Source organism: Frateuria sp. sgz306004 (assembly GCF_057750885.1).
Window position 1 is genome coordinate 20,182 of sequence record NZ_JBYLFE010000012.1, and the last position, 22,598, is coordinate 42,779.

Here is a 22,598-nt window from a genome sequence, read left to right on the forward strand (position 1 = left end):
GCCGCCGTGTCGGGGTGCCGGTGGCGGGCCTCGGCGATGTGGTTACCACCATGGGGAGGCTCCGATGCTGCAGCAGTATGGCTTGTGGATCGTGCTGGCATGTGCGGTCGTGGCGGTTCTTTACGGCGCACTGTCCGTGCGCTGGGTCTTGGCAAAATCGCCGGGCAACGCACGTATGCAAGAGATCGCTTCCGCGATCCAGGAGGGTGCGAAGGCGTATCTCAACCGTCAGTACACCACCATCGGCGGCGTCGGCGTGGTGTTGTTCCTGGTGATTGGCTTTGCGTTGGACTGGGGCACGGCGATTGGCTTTGCCATCGGCGCGGTGCTTTCCGGGGCCACCGGCTACATCGGTATGAACGTGTCGGTACGCGCCAACGTGCGCACGGCCGAAGCGGCCCGTGGCGGCCTGGCCGCCGCGCTTAACGTGGCGTTTCGCGGTGGTGCCATCACCGGCATGCTGGTGGTTGGCCTGGCCCTGTTGGGAGTCACCGGCTATTACGTGGTGCTTCACCATATGGGCTACGAAACCATGCATGCGCTGCATGCGCTGGTGGGCCTGGCCTTCGGCTCCTCGCTGATCTCGATCTTCGCCCGCCTGGGCGGCGGCATCTTTACCAAGGGCGCCGATGTGGGCGCAGACCTGGTCGGCAAAGTGGAAGCGGGTATCCCCGAGGATGACCCGCGCAACCCGGCCGTGATCGCCGACAACGTGGGCGACAACGTCGGCGACTGCGCCGGCATGGCAGCCGACCTGTTCGAAACCTATGCCGTAACCCTGATCGCCACCATGCTGCTGGGCGGCGTGATGGCCGAACAGACCGGCAGCAACGGTGTGCTGTTTCCGCTGGTGCTGGGTGGCGCCTCCATCGTCGCCTCGGTGATCGGCACCTTCTTTGTGAAGGCACGCAGCACCAAGATCATGAGCGCGCTGTATGCCGGCGTGGCCGTATCGGCGGTGCTCGCCGCCATCGCCTTCTGGCCGATCACCAGCCAACTGATGGCCGACTCCGCCTACGGCGTGGGTCACCTTTACGGTTGTGCGTTGATCGGCCTGGTGCTCACCGGCGCCATGGTGGTGATTACCGAGTATTACACCGCGACCGAGTACAGCCCGGTGCAGCACGTGGCGCGCGCCTCCACCACCGGCCACGCCACCAACATCATCGCGGGCATCGGTGTTTCGATGAAATCCACCGCGTTGCCGGTGCTGGCCGTGTGCGCGGCGATCTGGGGCGCTTATCAACTGGCGGGCCTGTATGGCATCGCCATCGCTGCCACCGCCATGCTCAGCATGACCGGCATGATCGTGGCGCTGGATGCCTACGGCCCTATCACCGACAACGCCGGCGGCATTGCCGAGATGGCCGAACTACCGGCCGATGTGCGCGGCGTGACCGACCCGCTCGATGCGGTGGGCAACACCACCAAAGCCGTGACCAAGGGCTATGCGATCGGCTCGGCGGGCCTGGCCGCGCTGGTGTTGTTCGCCGACTACACGCATAACCTCAACCAGCACCTCAACCTCACGGATTTCCGCTTCGACCTGTCCAATCCGTACGTCATCATCGGCCTGCTGATCGGTGGCCTGATCCCATACCTGTTCGGCGCCATGGCGATGGAAGCGGTGGGGCGTGCGGCCGGCGCGGTGGTGGAAGAGGTGCGCCGCCAGTTCCGCGAGATCCACGGCATCATGGAAGGCACCACCAAGCCCGACTACTCGCGCGCGGTGGACCTGCTCACCCGCTCGGCCATCAAGGAGATGCTGATTCCCTCGCTGCTGCCCGTGCTGGTGCCGGTGGTGGTGGTGTTCGGCTTCAAGTGGCTGGGCGGCGCCGAGGCCGGTGCACAAGCGCTGGGCGGCGTACTGATCGGCACCATCGTCACCGGCTTGTTCGTGGCCATTTCCATGACCACCGGCGGTGGCGCCTGGGACAACGCCAAGAAGTACATCGAAGATGATCACTTTGGCGGCAAGGGTTCGGACGCGCACAAGGCCGCCGTTACCGGCGACACCGTGGGCGACCCATACAAGGACACCGCCGGCCCCGCCGTGAACCCGCTGATCAAGATCATCAACATCGTGGCGCTGTTGCTTATTCCGCTGCTGTAAAGCCATCAAGCCCGGCGACCGCAATGGTCGCCGGGTGCCTGCACGATCATCCGCGTTCTGTCCGCCCAGTTCGCCTGCGACGCACCCGGGACCTGGTGCCCCTGACTTCAGTCACACGCAGGCCTTGCTGCGGCCGGCCACACTCGACGCTTGTTCACCTCGCAAGGACGAATGCCAATGGCACGCAGGACCTCACTCTGGCTCGCACTCACGCTGGGCCTCACACTAGGCGGCATGACACATGCCTCCGACAACCTCGCTTCTGCCACCGCCAACAGCGCCGATCCCAACCTTTGGCTGGAGAGCATCGACGGCGCCAAACAGCTCGACTGGGTCAAGCAGCAAAATGCTGCCACGGTCGGCAAGTACACCGAAAGCGCCGAGTTCAAGCAGCTCGACGCGCGCCTGCTCGAAGTGCTCGATTCCACCGCGCGCATCCCGATGGTGAACAAGATCGGTGATCGCTACTACAACTTCTGGCGCGACAAGGATCACCCGCGCGGCGTATGGCGCCGCACCACGTTGGCGGAATACCGCAAGGATCAACCCCAGTGGGAAACGGTGCTCGACCTGGACGCACTCGCCAAGGCTGAGGGCGAGAACTGGGTATGGCATGGCGCGGACTGTCTCAAGCCGGCATATAAGCGCTGTCTGGTGGCACTTTCACGCGGTGGCGCGGATGCCAGCGTGGTGCGCGAGTTCGACCTGACCGACAAGCAGTTCGTCGCGGACGGCTTCTCAGTGCCCGAGGCCAAGACCCAGGTGACCTGGATGGATCAGGACCACCTCTATGTGGCCACCGATTTCGGCCCTGGCTCAATGACGACATCGAGCTATCCGCGCATCGTCAAGGAGTGGAAGCGCGGCACGCCGTTGACCAGCGCCACTACCGTGTACGAGGCGAGCAAGGACGACATGAGCGTGTCGGCCATGCGCGATCAAACCACTGGCTACGAGCGCGACTTTGTCACGCGCCAGATCGCCTTCTATGCCAGCGAAACCTTCCTGCGCGCCAAGGATGGCAAGCTCATCAAGATCGACGTGCCCAACGACGCCAATACCGACGTGCATCGCGAATGGCTGCTGGTGGAGCCGCGCAGCGACTGGTCGGTGGGTGGAAAGACGTATAAGTCCGGCTCCTTGCTGGCCGCACACTTCGAAGACTTCATGGCGGGCAAGCGCGATTTCACCGTGCTGTTCGAGCCCAACGCCAGCACCGCGCTGGACGGCTATTCGTGGACGCGCCATCACCTGATCCTCAATGTGATGGACAACGTGGTCAATCGCCTGGAAGTGCTCACGCCAGGCCCGGGCAACTGGGCGCGCCAGCCGCTGGGCGGCGCACCGAAGCTGTCCACTATCGCGGCGGGTGGCGTGGATGCCGATGAAAGCGACGACTACTTCCTCACCGTCACCGGGTTCCTACAACCGACCACGCTGTACTTTGGCAGTCTTGGCCAGGGTGATGCGCAGGCGATCAAACACAGCCCCGCCTTCTTTGACGCAACGCGCTATGCGGTGAGCCAGCACTTTGCCACCTCCAAGGACGGCACCCGCGTGCCCTACTTCGAGATCGCCTCCAAGAGCCTCAAGGCCGACGGCAACAACCCTACCCTGCAATACGGCTACGGCGGCTTTGAGATCTCGTTGCAGCCCAGCTACAGCGGCAGCGTGGGACGTGCGTGGCTGGAAAAGGGTGGCGTGTACGTGATCGCCAACATCCGCGGCGGTGGCGAGTACGGCCCGCGCTGGCATCAGGCCGCACTCAAGGCCAATCGCCTGCGTGCCTACGAGGACTTCGCCGCCGTCTCCGAAGACCTGTTTAAGCGCAAGATCACCTCGCCCACACACCTGGGTGCCATGGGCGGCAGCAATGGCGGCCTGCTGATGGGCAACATGCTCACGCTGTATCCGCAGCTCTATGGCGCCATCGTCAGCCAGGTGGCCCTGCTGGACATGCAGCGCTATACCCATCTTTCCGCCGGCGCTTCCTGGATGGCCGAATACGGCGACCCGGACAAGCCGGAAGAATGGCGCTGGATCCAGACCTTCTCGCCCTACTTCAACGCCAAGGCCGGGCAGACATACCCACCGGCGCTGTTCACCACCTCCACGCGCGATGATCGCGTCGGCCCGGTCCACGCGCGCAAGATGTACGCCAAGCTGCAAGGGCTCGGTTACGACACCAGCTTCTACGAGAACATCGAAGGCGGCCACGGCGCGGCAGCCGACAACAAGCAGGCGGCCTTCATGAGCGCGCTGGGTTACACCTACTTGTGGGAGCACGTGAAGTAAGGCACATGCACGCGTACCATGGTGCGCCGGCGATTGCCGGCGCACTGTCCTGATGCACATGAACAACCACACCATCCGCCCGGAACTGCGCGAGTGGATTCTCGCCACCTCCCGCTCCGGGCACAGCCTGCCCGACCTGCTGCGCCTGCTGAAGGACGCCGGTTACGGTGGCGAGCAGAGTCGCCAGATGGTGGCCCGCGTGCTAAATCTGCCTCTCGCCACGGTCATGGCAGCCGCCAAGGGCACGGTGAGTGGTACGCGCACACGCCACCCCGAGCCGCCCTTTCAAACCGTCGCCGGTCACACGATGCGCGTCACCATGAGTACCGACGCGCCCATCGTGCGTGTGCTCGAAGGCATGCTCAGTGGCGAGGAGTGCGATGCACTGATCGCCGAAGCGCGACCGCGCCTTGCGCGTGCGCTCACGGTGGATGTGGATGGACGCCACCAGGTGGACCAACGGCGCACGAGCCAGGGCATGTTCTTCCGTATGGGCGAAACGCCCCTGGTGGACCGCATCGAGCAGCGTATCGCCGAGTTGCTGCACATACCGGTGAGCCACGGCGAAGGGCTGCAGATCCTGCATTACCTGCCCGGCCAGGAGTACGAGCCGCACTTTGACTGGTTCAGCCCCGAGCAGCCCGGCTTTAGCGCGGTCACGGCGCGCGGTGGCCAACGCATCGCCAGCGTGGTCATGTACCTCAACACGCCCGAGGAGGGCGGAGGTACGGGCTTTCCCCGCCTTGGCCTCACCGTCACGGCCCTGCGCGGTTCGGCCGTCTATTTCGCCTACGAAACCGGTGACGAAAGTTCGCTACACGCGGGCCTTCCCGTCATCAAGGGCGAAAAATGGATTGCAACCAAATGGTTACGCGAGCGCCCGTACCAACCCTGAGCCCCCCCAGGCGCCACGCTCCCGGCTGAATTGATGGCAGGTCCCAGGCGGCAGGCTGCTGCGATGCACCACCTTTTGCCGTATCCTTTCACGTCTTTGCTTTTGACTACGCTGAAGGAAACGCCCATGGGTCTGCACCTCGTTCCCGCCGGCCGCAAGGTTCCGGACGAAATCAACGTCATCATCGAAATCCCCAAGGACGCCGAGCCCGTCAAGTACGAGGTGGAGAAGGAAAGCGGCGCGATCTTCGTCGATCGCATCCTCTCCACGCCGATGCGCTACCCGTGCAACTACGGCTATGTGCCGGGCACCCTGGGCGGCGACGGCGATCCGCTGGACGCGCTGGTGATTCTGCCGCTGCCGCTGGTGCCGGGCTCGGTGATCCGCTGCCATCCGGTGGGCATGCTCAAGATGACCGACGAAGCCGGTAGCGACGAGAAGCTGGTGGTGGTGCCGGTGGAGAAGATCTTCGCCGGTTACGCGCATATCAAGGACATCAAGTCGGTGTCCGGCCACTGGCTGGAGCGCATTGGCCACTTCTTCGAGCACTACAAGGATCTGGAGAAGGGCAAGTGGGTCAAGGTGGAAGGCTGGGTGGGCGCTGACGAGGCCAAGGCTGAAATTATCGCCGGCATCGAGCGTTACCAGGCCGACAAGAAGGCCTGATTACTGGCTTTTCAAAGCGCGCCGCCTGAGGGTGGCGCGCTTTTTTTGTGCCCAACTCAAGGCGAGACCGACGCCTGGGCCTGTACTTGCGCCGGCGGCAGGTCGCCGTCCGCCACCGGCTGCGCGGCGCCAAACTGCGTGACCCACCACATCAGCACGCACACTGCCAGCACCACGATCGACAACACGATCAGCACGGCGCGCAGCAACGCGTGGCCCGTACGGGCCGCTTGGCTCGACATCGGCATGATGCCTCTCCCGTTCACGACGTTCCTCAGGAAACGCTGGAACCGGCCTTCGGATGACCGACGCGCTCAAGCCTTGCCGAACTTTTTCTTTTCCGGCCGTGGCTTCGCGGGCTCGCCCTTCTTGCCCAGTTCGTCCAGCAAGGTCGCAAGATCCTCGGCGTGCTCCTCCTCCATGGCGAGGATGGATTCCATCAGGCGCCGCGTGGTGGGGTCAGCCGTGCCCAGGTACTGGATGATCTCGCGGTAGCTGTCGATGGCGATGCGCTCGGCCACCAGGTCTTCCTTGATCATGTCGACCAGGTCGTCGCCCTCCACGTAATCGGCGTGGCTGCGCGTGAGCAGCCCCTCGGGCGAGAAATTGGGTACGCCATCGAGCTGGGTGATGCGCTGGGCGATCAGGTCGGCGTGGCCCTGCTCTTCGTTGGCATGCTCGAGAAACTCCGCCGCGACACTCTTGGCGTGAATGCCCTTGGCCATGAAGTAGTGGTACTTGTAACGCAGCACGCACACGATCTCGGTGGCGAGCGCCTCGTTGAGCAGCTTGATGACGGTCTTGCGGTCGGCGCTGTAGCCGGCAGTGATCGCACCCTGGTCGATGTGCTCGCGGGCGCGCTTGCGGATGGTTTCGATATCGGTGGCAAAGGGCTTCGATGCCATGGCGTGCCTCCTTCAGGCTGGCTGGGCAATGCCAGACCGTAGGAGTCGCCGCGCGAAACGCAGGTGAAAAATCCCCGTTACGATTCAGTCCGGGGACATGCTTCATCGCCACTTGGCGATGAAGCATGCATCGCAACGAGCGCCCACGTCATGCATGGGCGCCCGCGCGGGTTACGCCTTGTGGTACACCTCGGAGCCCTGCTCGCGGAACTCGGCGGCCTTCTCCGCCATGCCAGCTTCCAACGCCTGCTCTTCACCGGTGCCGTGCTCGGCAGCGTAGTCGCGCACGTCCTGCGTGATCTTCATCGAGCAGAACTTGGGGCCGCACATGGAGCAGAAGTGCGCAGACTTGTGCGCATCCTTGGGCAGCGTTTCGTCGTGGAATTCCTTGGCCTTCTCCGGATCGAGGCCGAGGTTGAACTGATCTTCCCAACGGAACTCGAAGCGCGCCTTGCTCAACGCGTTGTCGCGCACCTGCGCGCCCGGATGCCCCTTGGCGAGGTCGGCTGCGTGCGCGGCGATCTTGTACGCAATGATGCCGTCGCGCACATCTTGCTTGTTGGGCAGGCCCAGGTGTTCCTTGGGCGTCACGTAGCAAAGCATGGCGGTGCCGAACCAGCCGATCATCGCCGCGCCAATGGCGGAGGTGATGTGGTCGTAGCCCGGTGCGATGTCGGTGGTCAATGGCCCCAGCGTGTAGAACGGCGCCTCGTGGCACTTCTCCAGCTGACGCTCCATGTTCTCCTTGATGAGCTGCATGGGCACGTGGCCGGGGCCTTCGATCATCACCTGCACGTCGTGCTTCCACGCGATCTGCGTGAGCTCGCCCAGCGTGTCCAGCTCACCGAACTGCGCCGCGTCGTTCGCGTCCGCGATCGAACCCGGACGCAGGCCATCGCCGAGGCTGAAGGACACGTCGTACGCCTTCATGATCTCGCAGATGTCTTCGAAGTGCGTGTAGAGGAAGTTTTCCTTGTGATGCGCCAGGCACCACTTGGCCATGATCGAGCCACCACGCGAAACGATGCCGGTGACGCGCTTGGCGGTGAGCGGCACAAAACGCAGCAGCACGCCGGCATGGATCGTGAAGTAATCCACGCCCTGCTCGGCCTGCTCGATCAAGGTGTCGCGGAAGATCTCCCAGGTGAGGTCCTCGGCCACGCCACCGACCTTCTCCAGCGCCTGGTAGATCGGCACCGTGCCGATCGGCACCGGCGAATTGCGGATGATCCACTCGCGCGTTTCGTGGATGTGCTTGCCGGTGGACAGGTCCATCACCGTGTCGCCGCCCCAGCGGATCGACCACACCAGCTTCTCCACCTCTTCGGCAATGCCCGAGGACACGGCGGAGTTGCCGATGTTCGCGTTGATCTTGGTGAGGAAGTTGCGGCCGATGATCATCGGCTCGCTTTCCGGGTGGTTGATGTTGGCCGGAATGATGGCGCGGCCGCGCGCCACTTCGTCACGCACGAACTCCGGCGTGATCAGCTTGGGCAGCGACGCACCAAAGGACTCGCCCGGATGCTGCGTACGCAGCGCGCTTTCGCGCAGCGCTTCGATGCGCTGGTTCTCGCGGATGGCGATGTATTCCATTTCCGGCGTGACGATGCCCTGACGGGCATAGTGCATCTGCGTGACGTTGGCGCCAGCCTTGGCGCGCCGCGGTGCACGCGTGCCGGGGAAACGGAAGGCGTCGAGCTTGGCGTCGGCCGCACGCTCGCGACCGAACGCCGAGCTCAGGCCGCCCAACTGCTCGGTATCGCCGCGCTCGGCGATCCAGGCGGCACGCAGGGCCGGCAGGCCGGTCACCAGATCCACCTTGTACGCGGGGTCGGTGTACGGGCCGGAGGTGTCGTACACCGTGATCGGCGGGTTCTCTTCGCCACCAAAGAGGGTCGGCGTGCGGGCCTGGCAGACCTCGCGCAACGGCACCTTGAGGTCGGGGCGACTGCCCTGCGCATAGATCTTGCGCGACCCCGGGATCGGGCGCGTCACGGCTTCGGAGAGTTCCTGCGCGGCGCGCGCAAGGTCGTTGGGCAGGGCATTCATGGGCTGGTCCGCTGTCGAAGCGATGTCCCCGGGGGGAAGCGCTTTGTTGATAAACCCGCGCAAGGCTGCACGGGGTGTCGCGAGGGGGCTCGCGGGACAACAACAGAAGCGACGGCGCCAGGCACACGAGCCCGAGGGCCGTGCGGCGAAGCTCCCTACAGCGGTACTAGCCGCATCAGGTTCGAAGGGACTCTCTCAGCCGACTGTCGCCGGCACCCCCGCTTCAAGGGGGCTATTTGAGCACGAAGCGGGGGCCGCCGCGAGTGCGGCGGCGGTGGCGCCTGTTCAGCGGGGCAGATAGGCGCGCAGGAACATGTTCACGCCATCGCGGGCGGTCTCTTCCAGCTCCACGGCGTAGGACTGGGCACACTCTTCGCAGCCGAACATGCGGCGCAAGAGCATTTCGCCCTTGATCAGCGAAGTGAACTGGCCTGCGGCACGGGCCACATTGGGAATGTCCAGCTTGCCGTCGTCAACCGCCTGTTGCAGGAGGCGTTTCATCAAATGGTGACCGCGCTCGGGGCCCTCCTCCCACAGCAGCTTGCCGTAGCGGGGGTTGCCCTGGCGGCAGTCGCTGAGAATGGCGCGGAACGTGCCCACGTTCTGCACGTCGCAGTCCAGCCGCACGTGGTGCAGGGCAATGCGTTGCAGGGTCTCGCCGATGTCTTCGCCCGGAACGTACTGGTACGTATCTTCCGGCAGGATGTCCTGGATGCGGGCGCGGATGACTTCGCGAAACAGGTTGTCCTTGTCGCCGAAGTGACTGTAGACGGTGAGCTTGGACACACCCGCCTCGGCCGCGACGGCGTCCATACTGGTGCCGGCGAAGGCGTTGCGGATGAACAGGGCCTTGGCGGCCTCCAGGATCGCCGCACGCTTCTCCATGTCCTTGGGACGTCCGGGCCCCTGAGGTTTGGTCTGCGGGATCGTGCTCATGGCTTTACCTTCGGAATTGGCTTCACAAACGGATAACACGCGTTTAGTATACGCGTCGGTTTAGTTATTTTCCACGGCCACGATACACGGCTTTCCCCATGTCGACTACTGTCGTAGAACTTAACCTGAGTCCCGCCTACCGTCTCGCCCAGCGTGCGCTGGCAGCGTGGCTGGAGCGCGGCCATGCCGGCACCCGTCAGTCGGCATTTGCCGCTCGCGCCGCCCTGCCCCCGCTGGATGCCACCGAGCGCAGCCGCCTGGCGCGCTGGCTGGCCTGGCTGGAGGTGGCGGCCGCCAGCCGCGCCGCGCCCTCGCCCTTGGCCCGCGTGCAGCGCCTTGACGCCTCGTTGCATCAAGCCATGGAAGATGCACTGGCACGCCTGCCCGCCAGCATGCGTGGACCCTTGCCCCAGATACACCGTCGCAGTGCCTGAGTGTCCGCGGACACCGCGCCTGGCATGACTTCCGTCAACCAAGCGCGATGACTTCCGGCACTTCGTGTCGTACGACCAAGGCCGCAGGCTTTGCACATTGTCGGAAACAGGCTAAGCACTTATCATTTTTAGCCTTTTTTCCGATCCGAACAGGACGTAAGCAAGATGGCAATGAACTTCGAACAGGCGCGACTGAACATGGTGGAAAACCAGGTGCGCCCCTGGGAGGTGCTGGATGCACGTGTACTGGACGTGCTGGGCAGCGTGCGCCGCGAGGATTTCGTTGCCGCCGAGCACCGCCAACTCGCTTTCGCCGACCTCTGCCTGCCGCTGGGCCACGGCGAGGTGATGATGAAGCCGGTGATCGAAGGCCGCGTGCTGCAGGCGCTGGAGTTGCAGCCGAACGACCAAGTGCTGGAGATCGGCACCGGCTCGGGCTTCCTCACCGCGTGCATGGCCAAGCTTGCTGGTCACGTCACCAGCGTGGACATCCACGCCGATTTCATCGCCACCGCCGGTGAGCGCCTGAAGCACGCCGGCATCAGCAACGTAACGCTGGAAGTCGGCGAAGCCGTGACGGCCTGGCAGCCGGCCGGCCAGTTCGACGTGCTGGTGGTGACGGGCGCCGTCTACCAGATCCCGCAGCGTTTCCTGGGCTGGCTCAAGCCGGGCGGTCGCATGCTGGTGGTGCGCGGTGAATCGCCGGTACAGAGCGTGCTGCTGCTTACCCATGAGGGCAACGGCCGTTACCGCGAGGAATCGCTGTTCGAAACCGACCTGCCGTACTTGAAGCACGCCGAACCGCCGCGCCGCTTCGTTTTCTGATCCTTTTCCTATACATGAGGCAACCCATGCGCTTGAAGCTTCTGACCCTTGCCCTGGCCCTGTCGGCGTTCCCGCTGGCCGGCCACAGCGAGGATTTGCTGGATGCATACCGAGAAGCCCGCGCCAACGACCCGGTGCTGTCGCAGGCGGAAGCGACCCGACTTGCCACCGGTGAAGGCGTTAACCAGGCGCGTGCGGTGATGCTGCCGCAGCTCAACGGCAGCTTTGGCCTTACGCAGCAATCGACGGGCGCGACGCTGGCCAACGGCAGCATCCAGGGCAGCGGCCATTCCCGTACCCGCTCGTTGTCGGCCACGCTGAACCAGACCGTGCTCGACCTCAGCCAGTGGGCCAACCTGTCGGCTGCCCACGAGCAGGCCTCGGCCCAGGACGCCACCTATGAAGCGGCCCTGCAGGCGCTTTACGTGCGTGTCACCACGGCCTACTTCGGCGTGCTGACCAGCCAGGATGCACTGGTGTTCGCCAAGGCCAACGAAGACGCCTACAAGGAGGCCTATGACCAGGCCGACCAGCGCTTCAAGGTTGGTTTGTCGGCTGTTACTGACGTATATCAGGCTAAGTCCTACTACGAACTTGCCAAAGCCCAGACCATCGCTGCGCAGAACACGCTCAATGATGCCAAGGAAGCGTTGACGCAGATCACCGGCAAACCGGTTACTGATCTGAAGAAGCTGCGCGAAGACCTGCCGCTGAGCCCGCCGAACCCGGCCGACCCGAACCAGTGGGTACAGCAGGCGCTGACCTCCAACGCCACCATCCAGGCCGGTCAGTACGGCGTGAAGGCGGCCGAGAGCAGCATCAACGCGGCGCGCGCGGGCCACCTGCCCACGCTCAACGCCTCGGTGTCGCGCGGCAAGGACACCACCTGGCTGGAGAACGGCAGCGCCAACACGCGCGGCAACGGCGACTACGGCACCACCGTGGGCCTGTCGGTGAACATTCCGATCTTCTCCGGCGGCGCTACCCAGTCGCGCGTTCGCCAGTCGATCTACCAGCGCGACGAGGCCCAGGATTCACTGGAATCGACCCGACGCCAGGTCGTGCGTGACACGCTCAACTACTACCGCTCGGTGCTCTCGGGCATCAGCCAGGTGGAGGCCAACAAGGCCTCGGTGGAATCGGGCCAGAAGGCGCTGGAAGCCACCCGTGCCGGCTTCGACGTGGGCACCCAGACCATGCTGAACGTGCTCAACGCCATTCAGACCCTGACCCAGGCCGAGAGCAGCTACTCGCAGTCGCGCCACGCCCTCGTGCTGGACCAGTTGCAGCTCAAGCAGTCGTCCGGCTCGATCGACTTGAAGGACATGGAGACGGTCAACGCGATGCTGCAGTAACGCTGCACACCGTCACCGCACACGAAAAGGCCGGGCGATGCCCGGCCTTTTTCGTTAGTGGCATGACACCGGCACCAGCCACTACTCCTGCAGCAGCTGGTCGATCATGCCCATCACACGCTTGACTGCGCCGCGCTCGCTGTCGAACACGATGCGCGCCACCATGCCCATACGATCGAGTCGCGGGCGATCGCGCAGCAACTTCTGCACCGCCGCACCCAGGCCCTCCGCGCTATCCACGCGTTCAGCGCCACCCTCGCGAATCAGGGTGAGCGTGATTTCCTCGAAATTGAAGGTATGCGGCCCCACCAACACGGGCGTGGAAAGCGCCGCCGGTTCCAGCACATTGTGGCCTCCGATAGGCACCAGGCTGCCGCCAACGAAGGCAAGGTCGGATGCCGCGTAGAACGGCATCAGTTCACCCATTGCGTCGATCACGAACACCTGGTGCGCGGCCGAAGGTACCCGGTCGGCGCTTCGCGTACCCACCACGAAGCCGAGGCTACGCGCGGAGTTTTCCACCAGCTTGAATCGTTCCGGGTGACGAGGTGCGATGAGGAGCAGCGCGTCGGGCCAGCGCGTCAGCGCCTCCAGGTGCGCTTCCAGCACGGGAAGCTCCTCGCCCTCATGGGTGCTGCCAGCGATCCACACCGGGCGCAACGGCCCCCACTGCCGGCGCAATTCCTCGCCCTTGAGTTCGGCGTCGTAAGGCACCGGCATGTCGAACTTCAGATTGCCGGTAACCACCACTTTCTCTGGCGCCGCGCCCAACAGGCGGTAACGTGCGGCATCGGTGCGCGATTGCGCCGCGATCTGACGCACACAGCCCAATGCCTTGGCGACCAAAGCGCCCATCGGCTTATAACCGCGCAACGAACGCTCGGACAGGCGCGCATTGACGATCATCAGCGGAATGCCACGCTTGCGGCAGGCGAAATAGAGATTCGGCCAGATTTCCGTTTCCACGATCACCGCCAGGCGCGGGCGCACGCGGCGCAGAAAGCGCTTCACGGCAAACGGCAGGTCGTAAGGCAGATACACGTGGAACACGCTGTCGCCAAACAGCTGGCGCACACGCTCAGACCCCGTGGGCGTGACCGTGGTAATGACCAACGGCGCGTTCGGATAGTCGTTGCGCAAAGCCTTGATGAGGGGCTCGGCGGCATTCACCTCGCCCACCGACACCGCATGCACCCATAGGCTGCCGTTGATGCCGTGCGCATCGAAAAAGCCGAAGCGCTCGCGCCATCGACGGTGGTAATCACGGTAGCGCACGCCACGGGCCAGCAAACGCAGCATGATCAGCGGCGTCACCAGGTACATGGCGAGAGTGTAGAGATAGCGCAACGGCAGGCCCTTCGATCCGGTGCGCCAGTATATCGGCTCGGCCACGGCTCGCCTCGCTATGGCCAGTTCCCTACAATGCCGACGATGCCTGGCATGCCCCGCCCCCCGTTTACCCGCTCGCTGCTCGCCCCGACCCATTGGCCGGCCTGGCTGGGCGCGGGTGTGATCTGGTTGATCGCGCACCTGCCGCGTACCGCGCTGATGGCGCTTGGGCGTGGCCTGGGGCAGTTGGTGCAACGCTTTCCTTCACCCCGTCGACGTGTGGCCGAAGCCAACATCGCCCTGTGCTTTCCCGAGCTTTCCAAGGTCGAGCAGGCGGCGCTGGTGGACGCGCACCTGCGCGACATCGGCCTGATGATGGTGGAGTTCGCCTTGGGCTGGATGGGTAGCGAACGAGCCATCGCCAACGTGCCCGTCACCATCGAGGGCATTGAGCACCTCGAAGCGGCGCGTGCGCAGGGCAAGGGCGTGCTGCTGGTGGGCGGACACTTCTCTCACTTGGAGCTGTGTGCACGATTGGTATCGCAACGCATCCGCATCTCCGGCATGTACCGCCGCATGGATGCCCCGGTGTTCGAATGGGTAGTGCTGCGCGCACGCCTGGACTACGCCGAGGCGATGTTCGAGAAAGACGACATTCGCGGCACCGTGAAATACCTGCGCAACGGCGGCACGCTGTGGTACGCGCCCGACCAGGACATGCGCAGCAAGGACAACGTGTTCGTGCCGTTTTTCGGCGTCCCCGCGGCCACCATTACGGCCACGCACCACCTGGCGCGACTCTCCGGCGCCGTGGTCATGCCCTTTCATCATCGGCGCCTGCCGGGCAACCAAGGCTATGCACTGCGCCTGGGCGCGCCGCTGGAGCACTTTCCCAGCAAGGACACGCTGGGCGACACCGCGCGCGTCAACGCATGTATCGAGGACATGGTGCGCGCCGCGCCCGAGCAATACCTGTGGGTGCACAAGCGCTTCAAGACACGTCCGGAAGGTAGCCCGCCCATCTATTGATGCGGCGACGCCGGGCAACCGCTCACGTTATTATTTGCGGTTACCTCGAAGAATAATGTCCCTGCATGTCTTTCCCGTTGTTCCTGCGCTCCCTGCGCCAGCGTCCTGACTGGCGCGGCGCCATCCATAAGCGCCTGATTGCTCGCTTTAAGTACATCGCCCGAACCGCCAGCATGCCGCGCCGACAGTCGGCATGGTTGCGCGAGTTGTTCGGCTCGCCGCGCCTTGCGTCTTACCTGGCGCATGACCCGCGCCTGATCGAGCGCTGGCACCACCACTACATCAATCGCCGACTGAGCAGCGCGCAGCGGCTCGCCATCGTGCGTGATCACTATCGCTTTGCCTTTACGCATTTTCCCTCGGCCATGCTGGACACCATCTACCTGCAAGGTCGCTGCGTGCTGGGCGCGGTGGCACTCAAGAACGGCAGCGAGTTGCAGATCGAGCTACGCCGGCCACTGGGCCGCAGTCGCGAGGGCGAACTGGCACTGTGTCTCACCAACACGCAGGAGCAGGTGCTTTCGTCGCTCACCTTCAGCATCGCCGAAAGCGGCCACGCCCTGCTGGTGGGGGGGTTGCAGGGAGCCGCGGCAGAGTTGGGGCGCGAAGCGGTGCGCGAACTCACCAAGCAATGCCACGGACTGCGCCCGAAGAACCTGTTGTTCTCGCTGCTGCTGTGCCTTGGTGCATTCGCCGGCACGCGACAGATGCGCGGCGTATCCAACCTGGCGCACCCGTTTGCCACGCAGCCGGGCAAGATCAAGGCCGACTACGACGGCTTCTGGGAGGAATGCCACGGCGTACTGCAACCCGACGGCTTTTTTGCCTTGCCGCTGGTCGAGCCATCGCGCGACGAATCGCAGGTAGAGAGCAAACATCGCGCGGCCTTTCGTCGCCGCGAGCAGTTGCGACGCGAGGCATGCAACAGCCTGTTGTCCGCACTGAACGATCATTCGCTTGATTGGCGACAAGCCGCCTGACGCGAGCCGGTGCCGCGCCCTGGCGGCGCCGGCTCAGCTGCGCCGCCGGGCCTGCTCGCGGGCCTCGTGCAACTTGGCGTACTTGAGGAAGGCGTAGAAGGCGCCGGTGACGCTCGCGATGAAACCCGCCCAACCATTGAGAAAGTAGCGCTTACCCAGGTATTGCCGCAGGAAGAACACCGGCGGATAGAACACCATGCGCAGGCCAGTGAAACGCTGTCGCTTGCGCAGCTTATGCGCCACCATGCCGCTGGTGTATCGGTTGATCTTCTCCACGCGGGTGGCGATGTCGCCGTCGCCGTCATTGACGAAATCCGCATGCCAAAGCGTTTTCACTCGGCCACGCACTTCCACCGCCGAGTGCACCTCCACATCGTTCATGCCGCCACGGCGGCGGTCGAACAAGCGCAGATGACCATTGCGCCAGCTCCAGCGGTGTTGCACCGTCCAGAACATGCGCTCGCGGCGCGGCAGGCGATAGCCCGCATAGCGGGGAGCCGTTAGGGCACGCTCGATCTCCTCGCGCGTACCGGGCGAGAGGATCTCGTCCGCATCCAGGTTGAGAATCCAGTCGTGGCTGGCCATATCGTAGGCGCGCTGCTTCTGCGGGCCATAATCGTCGAACGGATGCACCGCCACGCGCGCGCCGTGCCGCTGGGCAATAGCGATGGTTTCGTCGGTGGAGCCCGAATCGAGCACCACGATTTCTTCGGCCCAGTCCACCTGGCTCAGGCAGGCATCGAGCGTATCCGCGTTGTTATAGGTGATCACCACCACCGACAAAGGTTCGCGCGTCATGCCTCTGCCCCGCGTTCCGCCGGAACCACATACAGCGCCGCGCACCAAAGGCCAAGCAACCAGGCGAACAACAAGCCCCACCAGGCCGAGTAGAAGGCCAAGTGCGTGTTGAGCGGAAACAGCATGACACCCAGTGCCAGCGTGGCCGGAAAGGCCCGCCCGCGTGCCGCCGCGCCCACGCGACGCCATGCACGTACGGCCAACCCTATGGCGGCGAGCCAACACAACAGGCCCAACGTGCCGGTTTCGGTCAGCACCTCCAGCACCCATTGATGAGCGTGGCAAGCGCCCTCGCCCACCCCGCAAGCTTCGCCCGACACCACAAAGTGATCATTGGCCGGCGCATAGCTGGGGTAAGCGTTGCGATAGGCGCGCACGCCCACGCCATTGATCGGGTGCGCCTCGAACATCGCCACACTGGTACGCCAGATATCCAGGCGACCGCTGGTGGCGCTGTCCAACGATTGGGCGGAGCCCTGCAAGGCCCCCAACGTGCGCTCCATGCGCACCTGGAAACGCTCCGAGGTTTTCCACGCGATGCCGCCAGCCGCCACCAACAGCACGGCACCAAGCCCGGCCGCCGCCAGAAAGCGCAAGGGCGAACGCGCCACATGCCACGCAAAGCCCAAGGCCACCAGCGCGTAGCACAGCCAGGACGCCCGCGAGCCTGACAGCAGCACCGGCCCCAGCAGCAGCACGAAGGCCAGCAGCAGGCCCTTCAGCCCCCATCGACGATGCGCCGTCCACAGGACGAAGGGCGACAGAACCGACAGCGTGGGCCCCAGTTTGAGATTGGTGGCGCCAAAGATGCCGGAGATACGCTCGGCCTCCGCGTGCCCGCCAAGGCTCCAACCCGTTAGCGCCTGCACCCAGGCATCCAGCGCCCAGAACACCACCACGACGGAAACCGCCACGTAGAGCGCATTGAGCTTCTCCTCGCGGCGAATGGCGAAACAGGCATACAAGCCCAGCGGCACGTAGCGCAGCAGCGAGGCCACGGTCGACCAACTCTTGCCCGGCGCGAGCGAATCCACCGCCGAAAGCAGGGCCGCCGCGATGTAAGCCCCCAACAGCCACAGCAGCAACTGCGCGCCGGCATGCTCATGCAAGGCATGGGGTTGCCGCACGAACAGCAACACCACCCCCAGCAAGCACAGGAAGGTGCCCAGCTCCGAGCTGCGCCCCACCGGCAGCAGGGCAATAACCAGCCAGTAGGGCAGCAGTGGCGAACGCAGGGCTGCCTTGAGAGCGGAAACGAATGAATTCATGCGCAGGTCGGGTGATCGAGGCCCCCGCATTGTAGGTGAGACATCGGCCTTGTCGGCCCCACCCTCGCTTAGGCGGCGACGATCTCGTCGTACAGGGCCAGCGTGGCCTGCTGCATGTCACACAGGCGATAGCTCTGCAGCATGGGAATGGGCGGTGCCACACGCAGCAACTCGGCGGCGCGCTCGACCAGGCGCTCCCGATCGGCCGGCGGCACGCGACCCGCCGGATACAGCTCTGCCAACAGTTCGCCCACGCCACCATGGGCGTAGCCCAGCACCGGTCGGCACAGCGACAGCGCCTCGATGACCGTACGGCCAAACGATTCGGGCTTGTTGGAAAGCTGCAGGATCAGCGAAGAAATGGCGTAGATGTCGCGCACGTCGTTGCGTGGCGGCGTCAGCACCACTTGCGACTCCAGCCCGCGGGCTCGAATGAGTTCGCGCAGCTCCTGCACATACGCCTCGCGGCCGGGCTCGATCACACCCAGCAACAGCAGGCGCACATCAATGCCACGACGCTTGAGCTCGGCCACCAACTCGATACCGTCGTGGTGCCCCTTCAGGCGCGTACCGCGTCCCGGCAGGGTCAACAGCGGCGCACCCGCCAGCGAGGGAAACTCGGCAAAGAAGGCCTTGTGCCAGCCATCGTCCGGACGGTGCCCATACGGAAAGGCGTCGGGGTCGATCCCACGGGGGATCACCCGCACTCGCGACGGCTCCAGCCACGGGTAATGGCTGAGCATGAAATCCCGCAGCGTCTGTGACACCGCAATGACCCGCTCGCCTCGCAACAGGATGGAGCTGTAGCGCCCGGGCGAATTGAGCCCGTGCACCGTGGTGACGAAATGAGGGGCAGGCTTGATGCCCTTGATGGCCCACCAGCCCAACCAGGCCGGCAGGCGCGAACGGGCGTGCACGATATCGGGCTTGAGCTCGCGCAACAGGCGCCGCAGGGCGCCCACGTTCATCAGGGTACCGAGCGACTTGCGCCCGATATCCAGGGTGATGTGACGGCTACCCTCAGCCTCCAGCTGCGACACCATGCGGCCGCCGGCGGAGATCACGATGGACTGGTGACCTGCCTTAACCAACGCCCGGCCAATTTCAAGCGCAGACCGCTCCGCTCCGCCAGAATGCAGGGCGGGGATCAACTGAACTACGGTCAGTGACCTCGCTGGCGTAGCGACTGCTGACATGATGGGTTCAAAAGGTGCCTTCATCATAGGAGGCAAGCAGCAATCGTGCCTAAATGGGCGCCAGTTATCGTTTCAGTTGTAACGGATCGCGTTTGAATCAGTCGCGCAGCACGTAATGCGCGCCACAATAAGGACATGTGGATTCGCCGCCGTCCTCGACGATCGGCAAATAGACCTTCGGATGGGAGTTCCAGAGGGCCATGCCGGGCATCGGGCATGACAACGGTAGGTCAGCCCGCGTCACTTCATAACGATTTTCGGCATTCGCGGGGATCAACGAGGCAGCCGCAGGGGAACGCGACATGGGAACACTCCATCAGGACACCAGACCGCCCATGTTAGCAGGCCGGCCTGCTCCCACGATCAGTTTTTGCCTGTTTCTTCACCGTAGGGCATAGCCCGAGCGGCGGGTGTCAGCGCCGCCAAACAAGGCCAAGAATTACCTATAAATCCGGGAATGACATCAGCTTTACACTCACTTGCCCTACAAAGAGGCACGGATTCAACCGGGGGCGGCGGCTATCCAGCGCCTCGCCCCCACCCTCCTACTCCCGATCTACAAGGATTGTCATGGACTTCGGCACCCTTTTTCGGCGCATCAAGGCCATCCTGAGCACCCCGCAAACCGAATGGCCGGCCATCGCCATCGAGCCGGCCAGCGTCGCGGGGCTCTATCGCAACTACATCCTGATCGTGGCCGCGCTACCGGCCATCGCCCAGTTCATCAAGGGCAGCCTGATCGGCTACGGCGGCTTCGGCGTGCACATGCACACGCCGATCGGCGCGGGCATTGCCGGCATGGCACTGCACTACCTACTCTCGCTGGTAGTCACCTATGTGCTGGCGCTGATCGTCAACGCGCTGGCGCCGACCTTCGGCGGCAGCAAAGACCCCGTGCAGGCGCTCAAAACCGTGGCCTACGCCTGGACCGCCGCGTGGGTGGCCGGCATCGCGGTGATCGTGCCGTGGCTGGGCTGGCTGGTGGCGCTGGCCGGTGCCATCTACGGCATCTACCTGCTCTACCTGGGCCTGCCGCACACCATGCGTTGCCCCACCGACAAGGCGGCCGGCTATACGGCCGTCGTCGTCATCATCGGAGTGGTGCTGAGCTGGATCGTGGGCCTGATCGTGGCCGGCGTCATCGGCACCGCCGCACTCACCGGCGGCGCAGCCCTGGGCTCCGTACAACTGGATGACGGCCATGGCGGCAAGGTCAGCGTGGATGCCGACAGCGCGCTCGGCAAGCTTGCGGCCATGGGCAAGCAGGCGGAACAAGCCAGCAAAGATATGGCGCAAGCCCAGAAGAACGGCGACACCGCCGCGCAGCAGGCGGCCATGGGCAAGATGATGGGCTCGGACGCCCATGTGCAGTCGCTGCCCGCCAGCGCCATCAAGGAATTCCTGCCCGACACCCTGGGCGGCCTGAAGCGCCAGAGCATGTCCGCCGAACACAGCGGCAACGTGGGCGTGGAAGTGACCACCGCCGAAGGCACGTACAGCGATGGCCAGGGCCACAACGTGCAGGTCGACGTCACCGACACCGGCAGCATGCACGGCATGATGGCGCTGGCCAGCGCGGTAGCACCCGACAGCGAACAGCAGACCGATCACGGCTACCAGAAAACGTACAGCAGCAATGGTCGCCTCGTGCACGAGTCCTGGGACAACCAGGCCAACAGCGGCGAGTACGGCGTGGTGGTGGCCCAGCGCTTCAGCGTCAAGGCCAGCGGCAACGCGGCCAACATCGACCAGCTCAAGCAGGTCGTGAACGACATCGATCTCAACAAGCTCGAATCGCTCAAGAATGCCGGCGTGAGCAGCAACTGACACCTCACGCCAAGGATGGCCTGATTAAGTGGCCCCTGCTCGTCATTCCTGCGAAAGTGGGAATCCAGTGCCTTTACGTTCAAATATTCACAGGCCATGGATGACCAGCCCTTCGTCTGCTGAAAGGCATCTCCAGCCTTCACCGAGATGACGCTCAAAATCAGAGCATCCCCAAGCCACATCGACACACAAACAAAAAGCCCGCGCCGAAAGACGCGGGCTTTTCTTTATCGCCTGGGGAAGGTCTGATTAATCGACTTTTTGTCCGTCATTCCTGCGGACCCCAAAAAGGGGGCAAGAGCAGGAGGGGCTTTTCAACAGCCGAAGAGCTGGTCATCCCGTGCCTTTACATTCAGCGATTTACAGGCACTGGATCCCAGCTCTCGCTGGGATGACGATCAAAATCCGAATTTCCCTAGCGAACGAACTTACTTGGCGGCCTTCGGCACCGACGCTTCGGTGGTGATGCTCACCTTGATCTCGTCGCTCACGTTCGGCACGTACGCGCCCACGCCGAAATCCGAGCGCTTGAGGGTCGCGGTGGCGTCAAAGCCCACGGTCTGCACCTTCATCATCGGGTGCTCGCCGCTCTTGTTGAGCGTGGCGTCCAGCGTCACCGGCTTGGTTACGCCGTGCACGGTCAGGTCGCCGGTGACCTTGTACTTGTTGCCACCAACGGCTTCCACCTTGGTGCTCTTGAAGGTCACGGTCGGGTACTTGGCAGCGTCGAAGAAGTCCGGCTTCTTCAGGTGCTCATCGAGCGCCGGCAGGTGGGTGTCGAGCTTGTCCATCGGCAGGGTCACCTGCACGGACGACTTGGACGGGTCCTTGTCGTCGAACACGATGGTGCCTTCGCCCAGACCGAGGTTGGCGGTGGGGTTGGAGAAACCGAAGTGGTTCCAGCTGAACAGCACGTCGGTGTGGCCCGGGTCCATCTTATAGGTGACCGGAGCGGCCTGAGCGGTGACAGCGGCGCCGAGCAGGCCGGCGAGGAGCAAGTAACGAAGAGCACGCATGGATGAGTTCTCCTGGGTGGGGTTGGGCTGGGCGAATGGGCGCGAGTACGGCGTACTCAGGCGATTCGGCAAGCTTCGTCGAACGAAAGACGGGGACTACGCGGGAACAAGTCACGGCTGGCATCGCCGTAACCGATATTGATGAGGAAGTTGGCGCGGTACGTGGTGCCCGCGAAGAACGCGGCGTCCACGCCAGCCACGTCGAAGCCCGACATCGGGCCGCAATCCAGGCCCAGCGCACGCGCCGCCATGATCACGTACGCGCCCTGCAGCGAACCGTTGCGGAAGGCCGTGGTGTCGATCAGCGGCTGGTTGCCGACGAACCAGCTACGTGCGTCGGCATGCGGGAACAGCTGCGGCAGCTTCTCGTAAAAGGCGAAATCGGTTGCCACGATGGCGGTGACCGGCGCGGCCATGGTCTTGGCGCGGTTGCCCTCGGACAAGAACGGGGCCAGCGTTTCCTTGGCCTCTTTGGACTTCACGAACACCAGGCGCATTGGCGACGAGTTGGCACTGGTCGGGCCGAACTTGGCCAGTTCATAGAGCTGGTGCAACTGAGCATCGCTCACCTCTTTCGGCAGCCACGCGTTAAACGTGCGGGCCTGGCGGAACAGTTGATCGAGGGCGACCTCGGAAAGCATCTCGCTCATGGGTATCCTTTTGGCATGACGCGCCGAAGGCG

General features: G+C 64.2%; 21 protein-coding genes and 1 riboswitch. Of the genes, 10 read left to right on the forward strand and 11 right to left on the reverse strand.

Features of this window, described 5'->3' with window-relative positions; all coding sequences use genetic code 11:
- Positions 1 to 64: 64 nt before the first annotated feature.
- The 4 genes from AC3G2C_RS19185 to ppa all read left to right on the forward strand — a co-directional run bounded on the left by AC3G2C_RS19185 (position 65) and on the right by ppa (position 5,969).
- Positions 65 to 2,113: a sodium-translocating pyrophosphatase gene (locus AC3G2C_RS19185; protein WP_488386228.1), complete on the forward strand. Its 2,049-nt coding sequence runs from the start codon at positions 65 to 67 to the stop codon at positions 2,111 to 2,113.
- 177 nt (positions 2,114 to 2,290) lie between these two features.
- Positions 2,291 to 4,408, forward strand: coding sequence for a prolyl oligopeptidase family serine peptidase (locus tag AC3G2C_RS19190; RefSeq protein WP_488386229.1), 2,118 nt, complete (start codon positions 2,291 to 2,293; stop codon positions 4,406 to 4,408).
- Positions 4,409 to 4,466: 58 nt separating this feature from the next.
- Positions 4,467 to 5,303: a 2OG-Fe(II) oxygenase gene (locus tag AC3G2C_RS19195; RefSeq protein WP_488386230.1), complete on the forward strand. Its 837-nt coding sequence runs from the start codon at positions 4,467 to 4,469 to the stop codon at positions 5,301 to 5,303.
- A 126-nt stretch (positions 5,304 to 5,429) separates the two neighbouring features.
- Positions 5,430 to 5,969: an inorganic diphosphatase gene (gene ppa, locus AC3G2C_RS19200; protein ID WP_488386231.1), complete on the forward strand. Its 540-nt coding sequence runs from the start codon at positions 5,430 to 5,432 to the stop codon at positions 5,967 to 5,969.
- Between the two features lie 56 nt (positions 5,970 to 6,025).
- Here ppa and AC3G2C_RS19205 read toward each other — a convergent pair whose 3' ends face one another.
- From AC3G2C_RS19205 to AC3G2C_RS19220, 4 genes are all read right to left on the reverse strand, one after another.
- Positions 6,026 to 6,217, reverse strand: a complete 192-nt coding sequence (locus AC3G2C_RS19205; protein WP_488386232.1) for a hypothetical protein — start codon at positions 6,215 to 6,217, stop codon at positions 6,026 to 6,028.
- 66 nt (positions 6,218 to 6,283) lie between these two features.
- Positions 6,284 to 6,874 carry a ferritin-like domain-containing protein gene (locus tag AC3G2C_RS19210; RefSeq protein ID WP_488386233.1) on the reverse strand — a complete coding sequence of 197 codons (591 nt, stop codon included), beginning with the start codon at positions 6,872 to 6,874 and terminating at the stop codon, positions 6,284 to 6,286.
- 171 nt (positions 6,875 to 7,045) lie between these two features.
- Complete coding sequence (thiC, locus tag AC3G2C_RS19215; protein WP_488386234.1) at positions 7,046 to 8,923, reverse strand: phosphomethylpyrimidine synthase ThiC; 1,878 nt, start codon at positions 8,921 to 8,923, stop codon at positions 7,046 to 7,048.
- Between the two features lie 135 nt (positions 8,924 to 9,058).
- Positions 9,059 to 9,153, reverse strand: a riboswitch (TPP riboswitch).
- A 55-nt stretch (positions 9,154 to 9,208) separates the two neighbouring features.
- Positions 9,209 to 9,859 (reverse strand): TetR/AcrR family transcriptional regulator, encoded by a 651-nt coding sequence (locus AC3G2C_RS19220; RefSeq protein WP_488386235.1) that lies wholly within the window; start codon positions 9,857 to 9,859, stop codon positions 9,209 to 9,211.
- 98 nt (positions 9,860 to 9,957) lie between these two features.
- Here AC3G2C_RS19220 and AC3G2C_RS19225 point away from each other — a divergent pair, with 98 nt between their 5' ends.
- The 3 genes from AC3G2C_RS19225 to AC3G2C_RS19235 all read left to right on the forward strand — a co-directional run bounded on the left by AC3G2C_RS19225 (position 9,958) and on the right by AC3G2C_RS19235 (position 12,473).
- Positions 9,958 to 10,293, forward strand: a complete 336-nt coding sequence (locus tag AC3G2C_RS19225; protein ID WP_488386236.1) for a hypothetical protein — start codon at positions 9,958 to 9,960, stop codon at positions 10,291 to 10,293.
- Positions 10,294 to 10,458: 165 nt separating this feature from the next.
- Complete coding sequence (locus AC3G2C_RS19230; protein ID WP_488386237.1) at positions 10,459 to 11,118, forward strand: protein-L-isoaspartate O-methyltransferase family protein; 660 nt, start codon at positions 10,459 to 10,461, stop codon at positions 11,116 to 11,118.
- A gap of 26 nt (positions 11,119 to 11,144) precedes the next feature.
- Positions 11,145 to 12,473: a TolC family outer membrane protein gene (locus tag AC3G2C_RS19235; RefSeq protein ID WP_488386238.1), complete on the forward strand. Its 1,329-nt coding sequence runs from the start codon at positions 11,145 to 11,147 to the stop codon at positions 12,471 to 12,473.
- Positions 12,474 to 12,554: 81 nt separating this feature from the next.
- Here the strand turns inward: AC3G2C_RS19235 and waaA are convergent, their stop codons facing one another.
- Positions 12,555 to 13,796: a lipid IV(A) 3-deoxy-D-manno-octulosonic acid transferase gene (gene waaA / locus AC3G2C_RS19240; RefSeq protein ID WP_488386286.1), complete on the reverse strand. Its 1,242-nt coding sequence runs from the start codon at positions 13,794 to 13,796 to the stop codon at positions 12,555 to 12,557.
- Between the two features lie 117 nt (positions 13,797 to 13,913).
- Between waaA and lpxL the strand changes: the two genes are divergently transcribed.
- Positions 13,914 to 14,831, forward strand: coding sequence for an LpxL/LpxP family Kdo(2)-lipid IV(A) lauroyl/palmitoleoyl acyltransferase (gene lpxL, locus AC3G2C_RS19245; protein WP_488386239.1), 918 nt, complete (start codon positions 13,914 to 13,916; stop codon positions 14,829 to 14,831).
- Between the two features lie 65 nt (positions 14,832 to 14,896).
- Positions 14,897 to 15,811 carry a VirK/YbjX family protein gene (locus tag AC3G2C_RS19250; RefSeq protein ID WP_488386240.1) on the forward strand — a complete coding sequence of 305 codons (915 nt, stop codon included), beginning with the start codon at positions 14,897 to 14,899 and terminating at the stop codon, positions 15,809 to 15,811.
- A 33-nt stretch (positions 15,812 to 15,844) separates the two neighbouring features.
- Here the strand turns inward: AC3G2C_RS19250 and AC3G2C_RS19255 are convergent, their stop codons facing one another.
- From AC3G2C_RS19255 to AC3G2C_RS19270, 4 genes are all read right to left on the reverse strand, one after another.
- Positions 15,845 to 16,609: a glycosyltransferase family 2 protein gene (locus tag AC3G2C_RS19255; RefSeq protein WP_488386241.1), complete on the reverse strand. Its 765-nt coding sequence runs from the start codon at positions 16,607 to 16,609 to the stop codon at positions 15,845 to 15,847.
- Positions 16,606 to 17,877 (reverse strand): O-antigen ligase family protein, encoded by a 1,272-nt coding sequence (locus tag AC3G2C_RS19260; protein ID WP_488386242.1) that lies wholly within the window; start codon positions 17,875 to 17,877, stop codon positions 16,606 to 16,608. The genes AC3G2C_RS19255 and AC3G2C_RS19260 overlap by 4 nt, the downstream gene beginning before the upstream one ends.
- Positions 17,878 to 17,945: 68 nt before the next feature.
- Positions 17,946 to 19,073, reverse strand: coding sequence for a glycosyltransferase (locus AC3G2C_RS19265; RefSeq protein WP_488386243.1), 1,128 nt, complete (start codon positions 19,071 to 19,073; stop codon positions 17,946 to 17,948).
- 97 nt (positions 19,074 to 19,170) lie between these two features.
- Entirely contained in the window at positions 19,171 to 19,377 is a 207-nt protein-coding gene (locus tag AC3G2C_RS19270; RefSeq protein WP_488386244.1) for a zinc-finger domain-containing protein, read from the reverse strand.
- A 266-nt stretch (positions 19,378 to 19,643) separates the two neighbouring features.
- Between AC3G2C_RS19270 and AC3G2C_RS19275 the strand changes: the two genes are divergently transcribed.
- Positions 19,644 to 20,900, forward strand: coding sequence for a Yip1 family protein (locus AC3G2C_RS19275; RefSeq protein WP_488386245.1), 1,257 nt, complete (start codon positions 19,644 to 19,646; stop codon positions 20,898 to 20,900).
- Positions 20,901 to 21,328: 428 nt separating this feature from the next.
- On the opposite strand, the gene AC3G2C_RS19280 is transcribed toward AC3G2C_RS19275, so the two are convergent.
- Together AC3G2C_RS19280 and AC3G2C_RS19285 are read right to left on the reverse strand one after the other, a co-directional pair.
- Complete coding sequence (locus tag AC3G2C_RS19280; RefSeq protein WP_488386246.1) at positions 21,329 to 21,916, reverse strand: YceI family protein; 588 nt, start codon at positions 21,914 to 21,916, stop codon at positions 21,329 to 21,331.
- A gap of 56 nt (positions 21,917 to 21,972) precedes the next feature.
- The gene (locus AC3G2C_RS19285; RefSeq protein WP_488386247.1) at positions 21,973 to 22,566 is read right to left on the reverse strand and encodes a malonic semialdehyde reductase; all 594 of its coding nucleotides are present in this window, start codon (positions 22,564 to 22,566) and stop codon (positions 21,973 to 21,975) included.
- Positions 22,567 to 22,598: the final 32 nt, after the last annotated feature.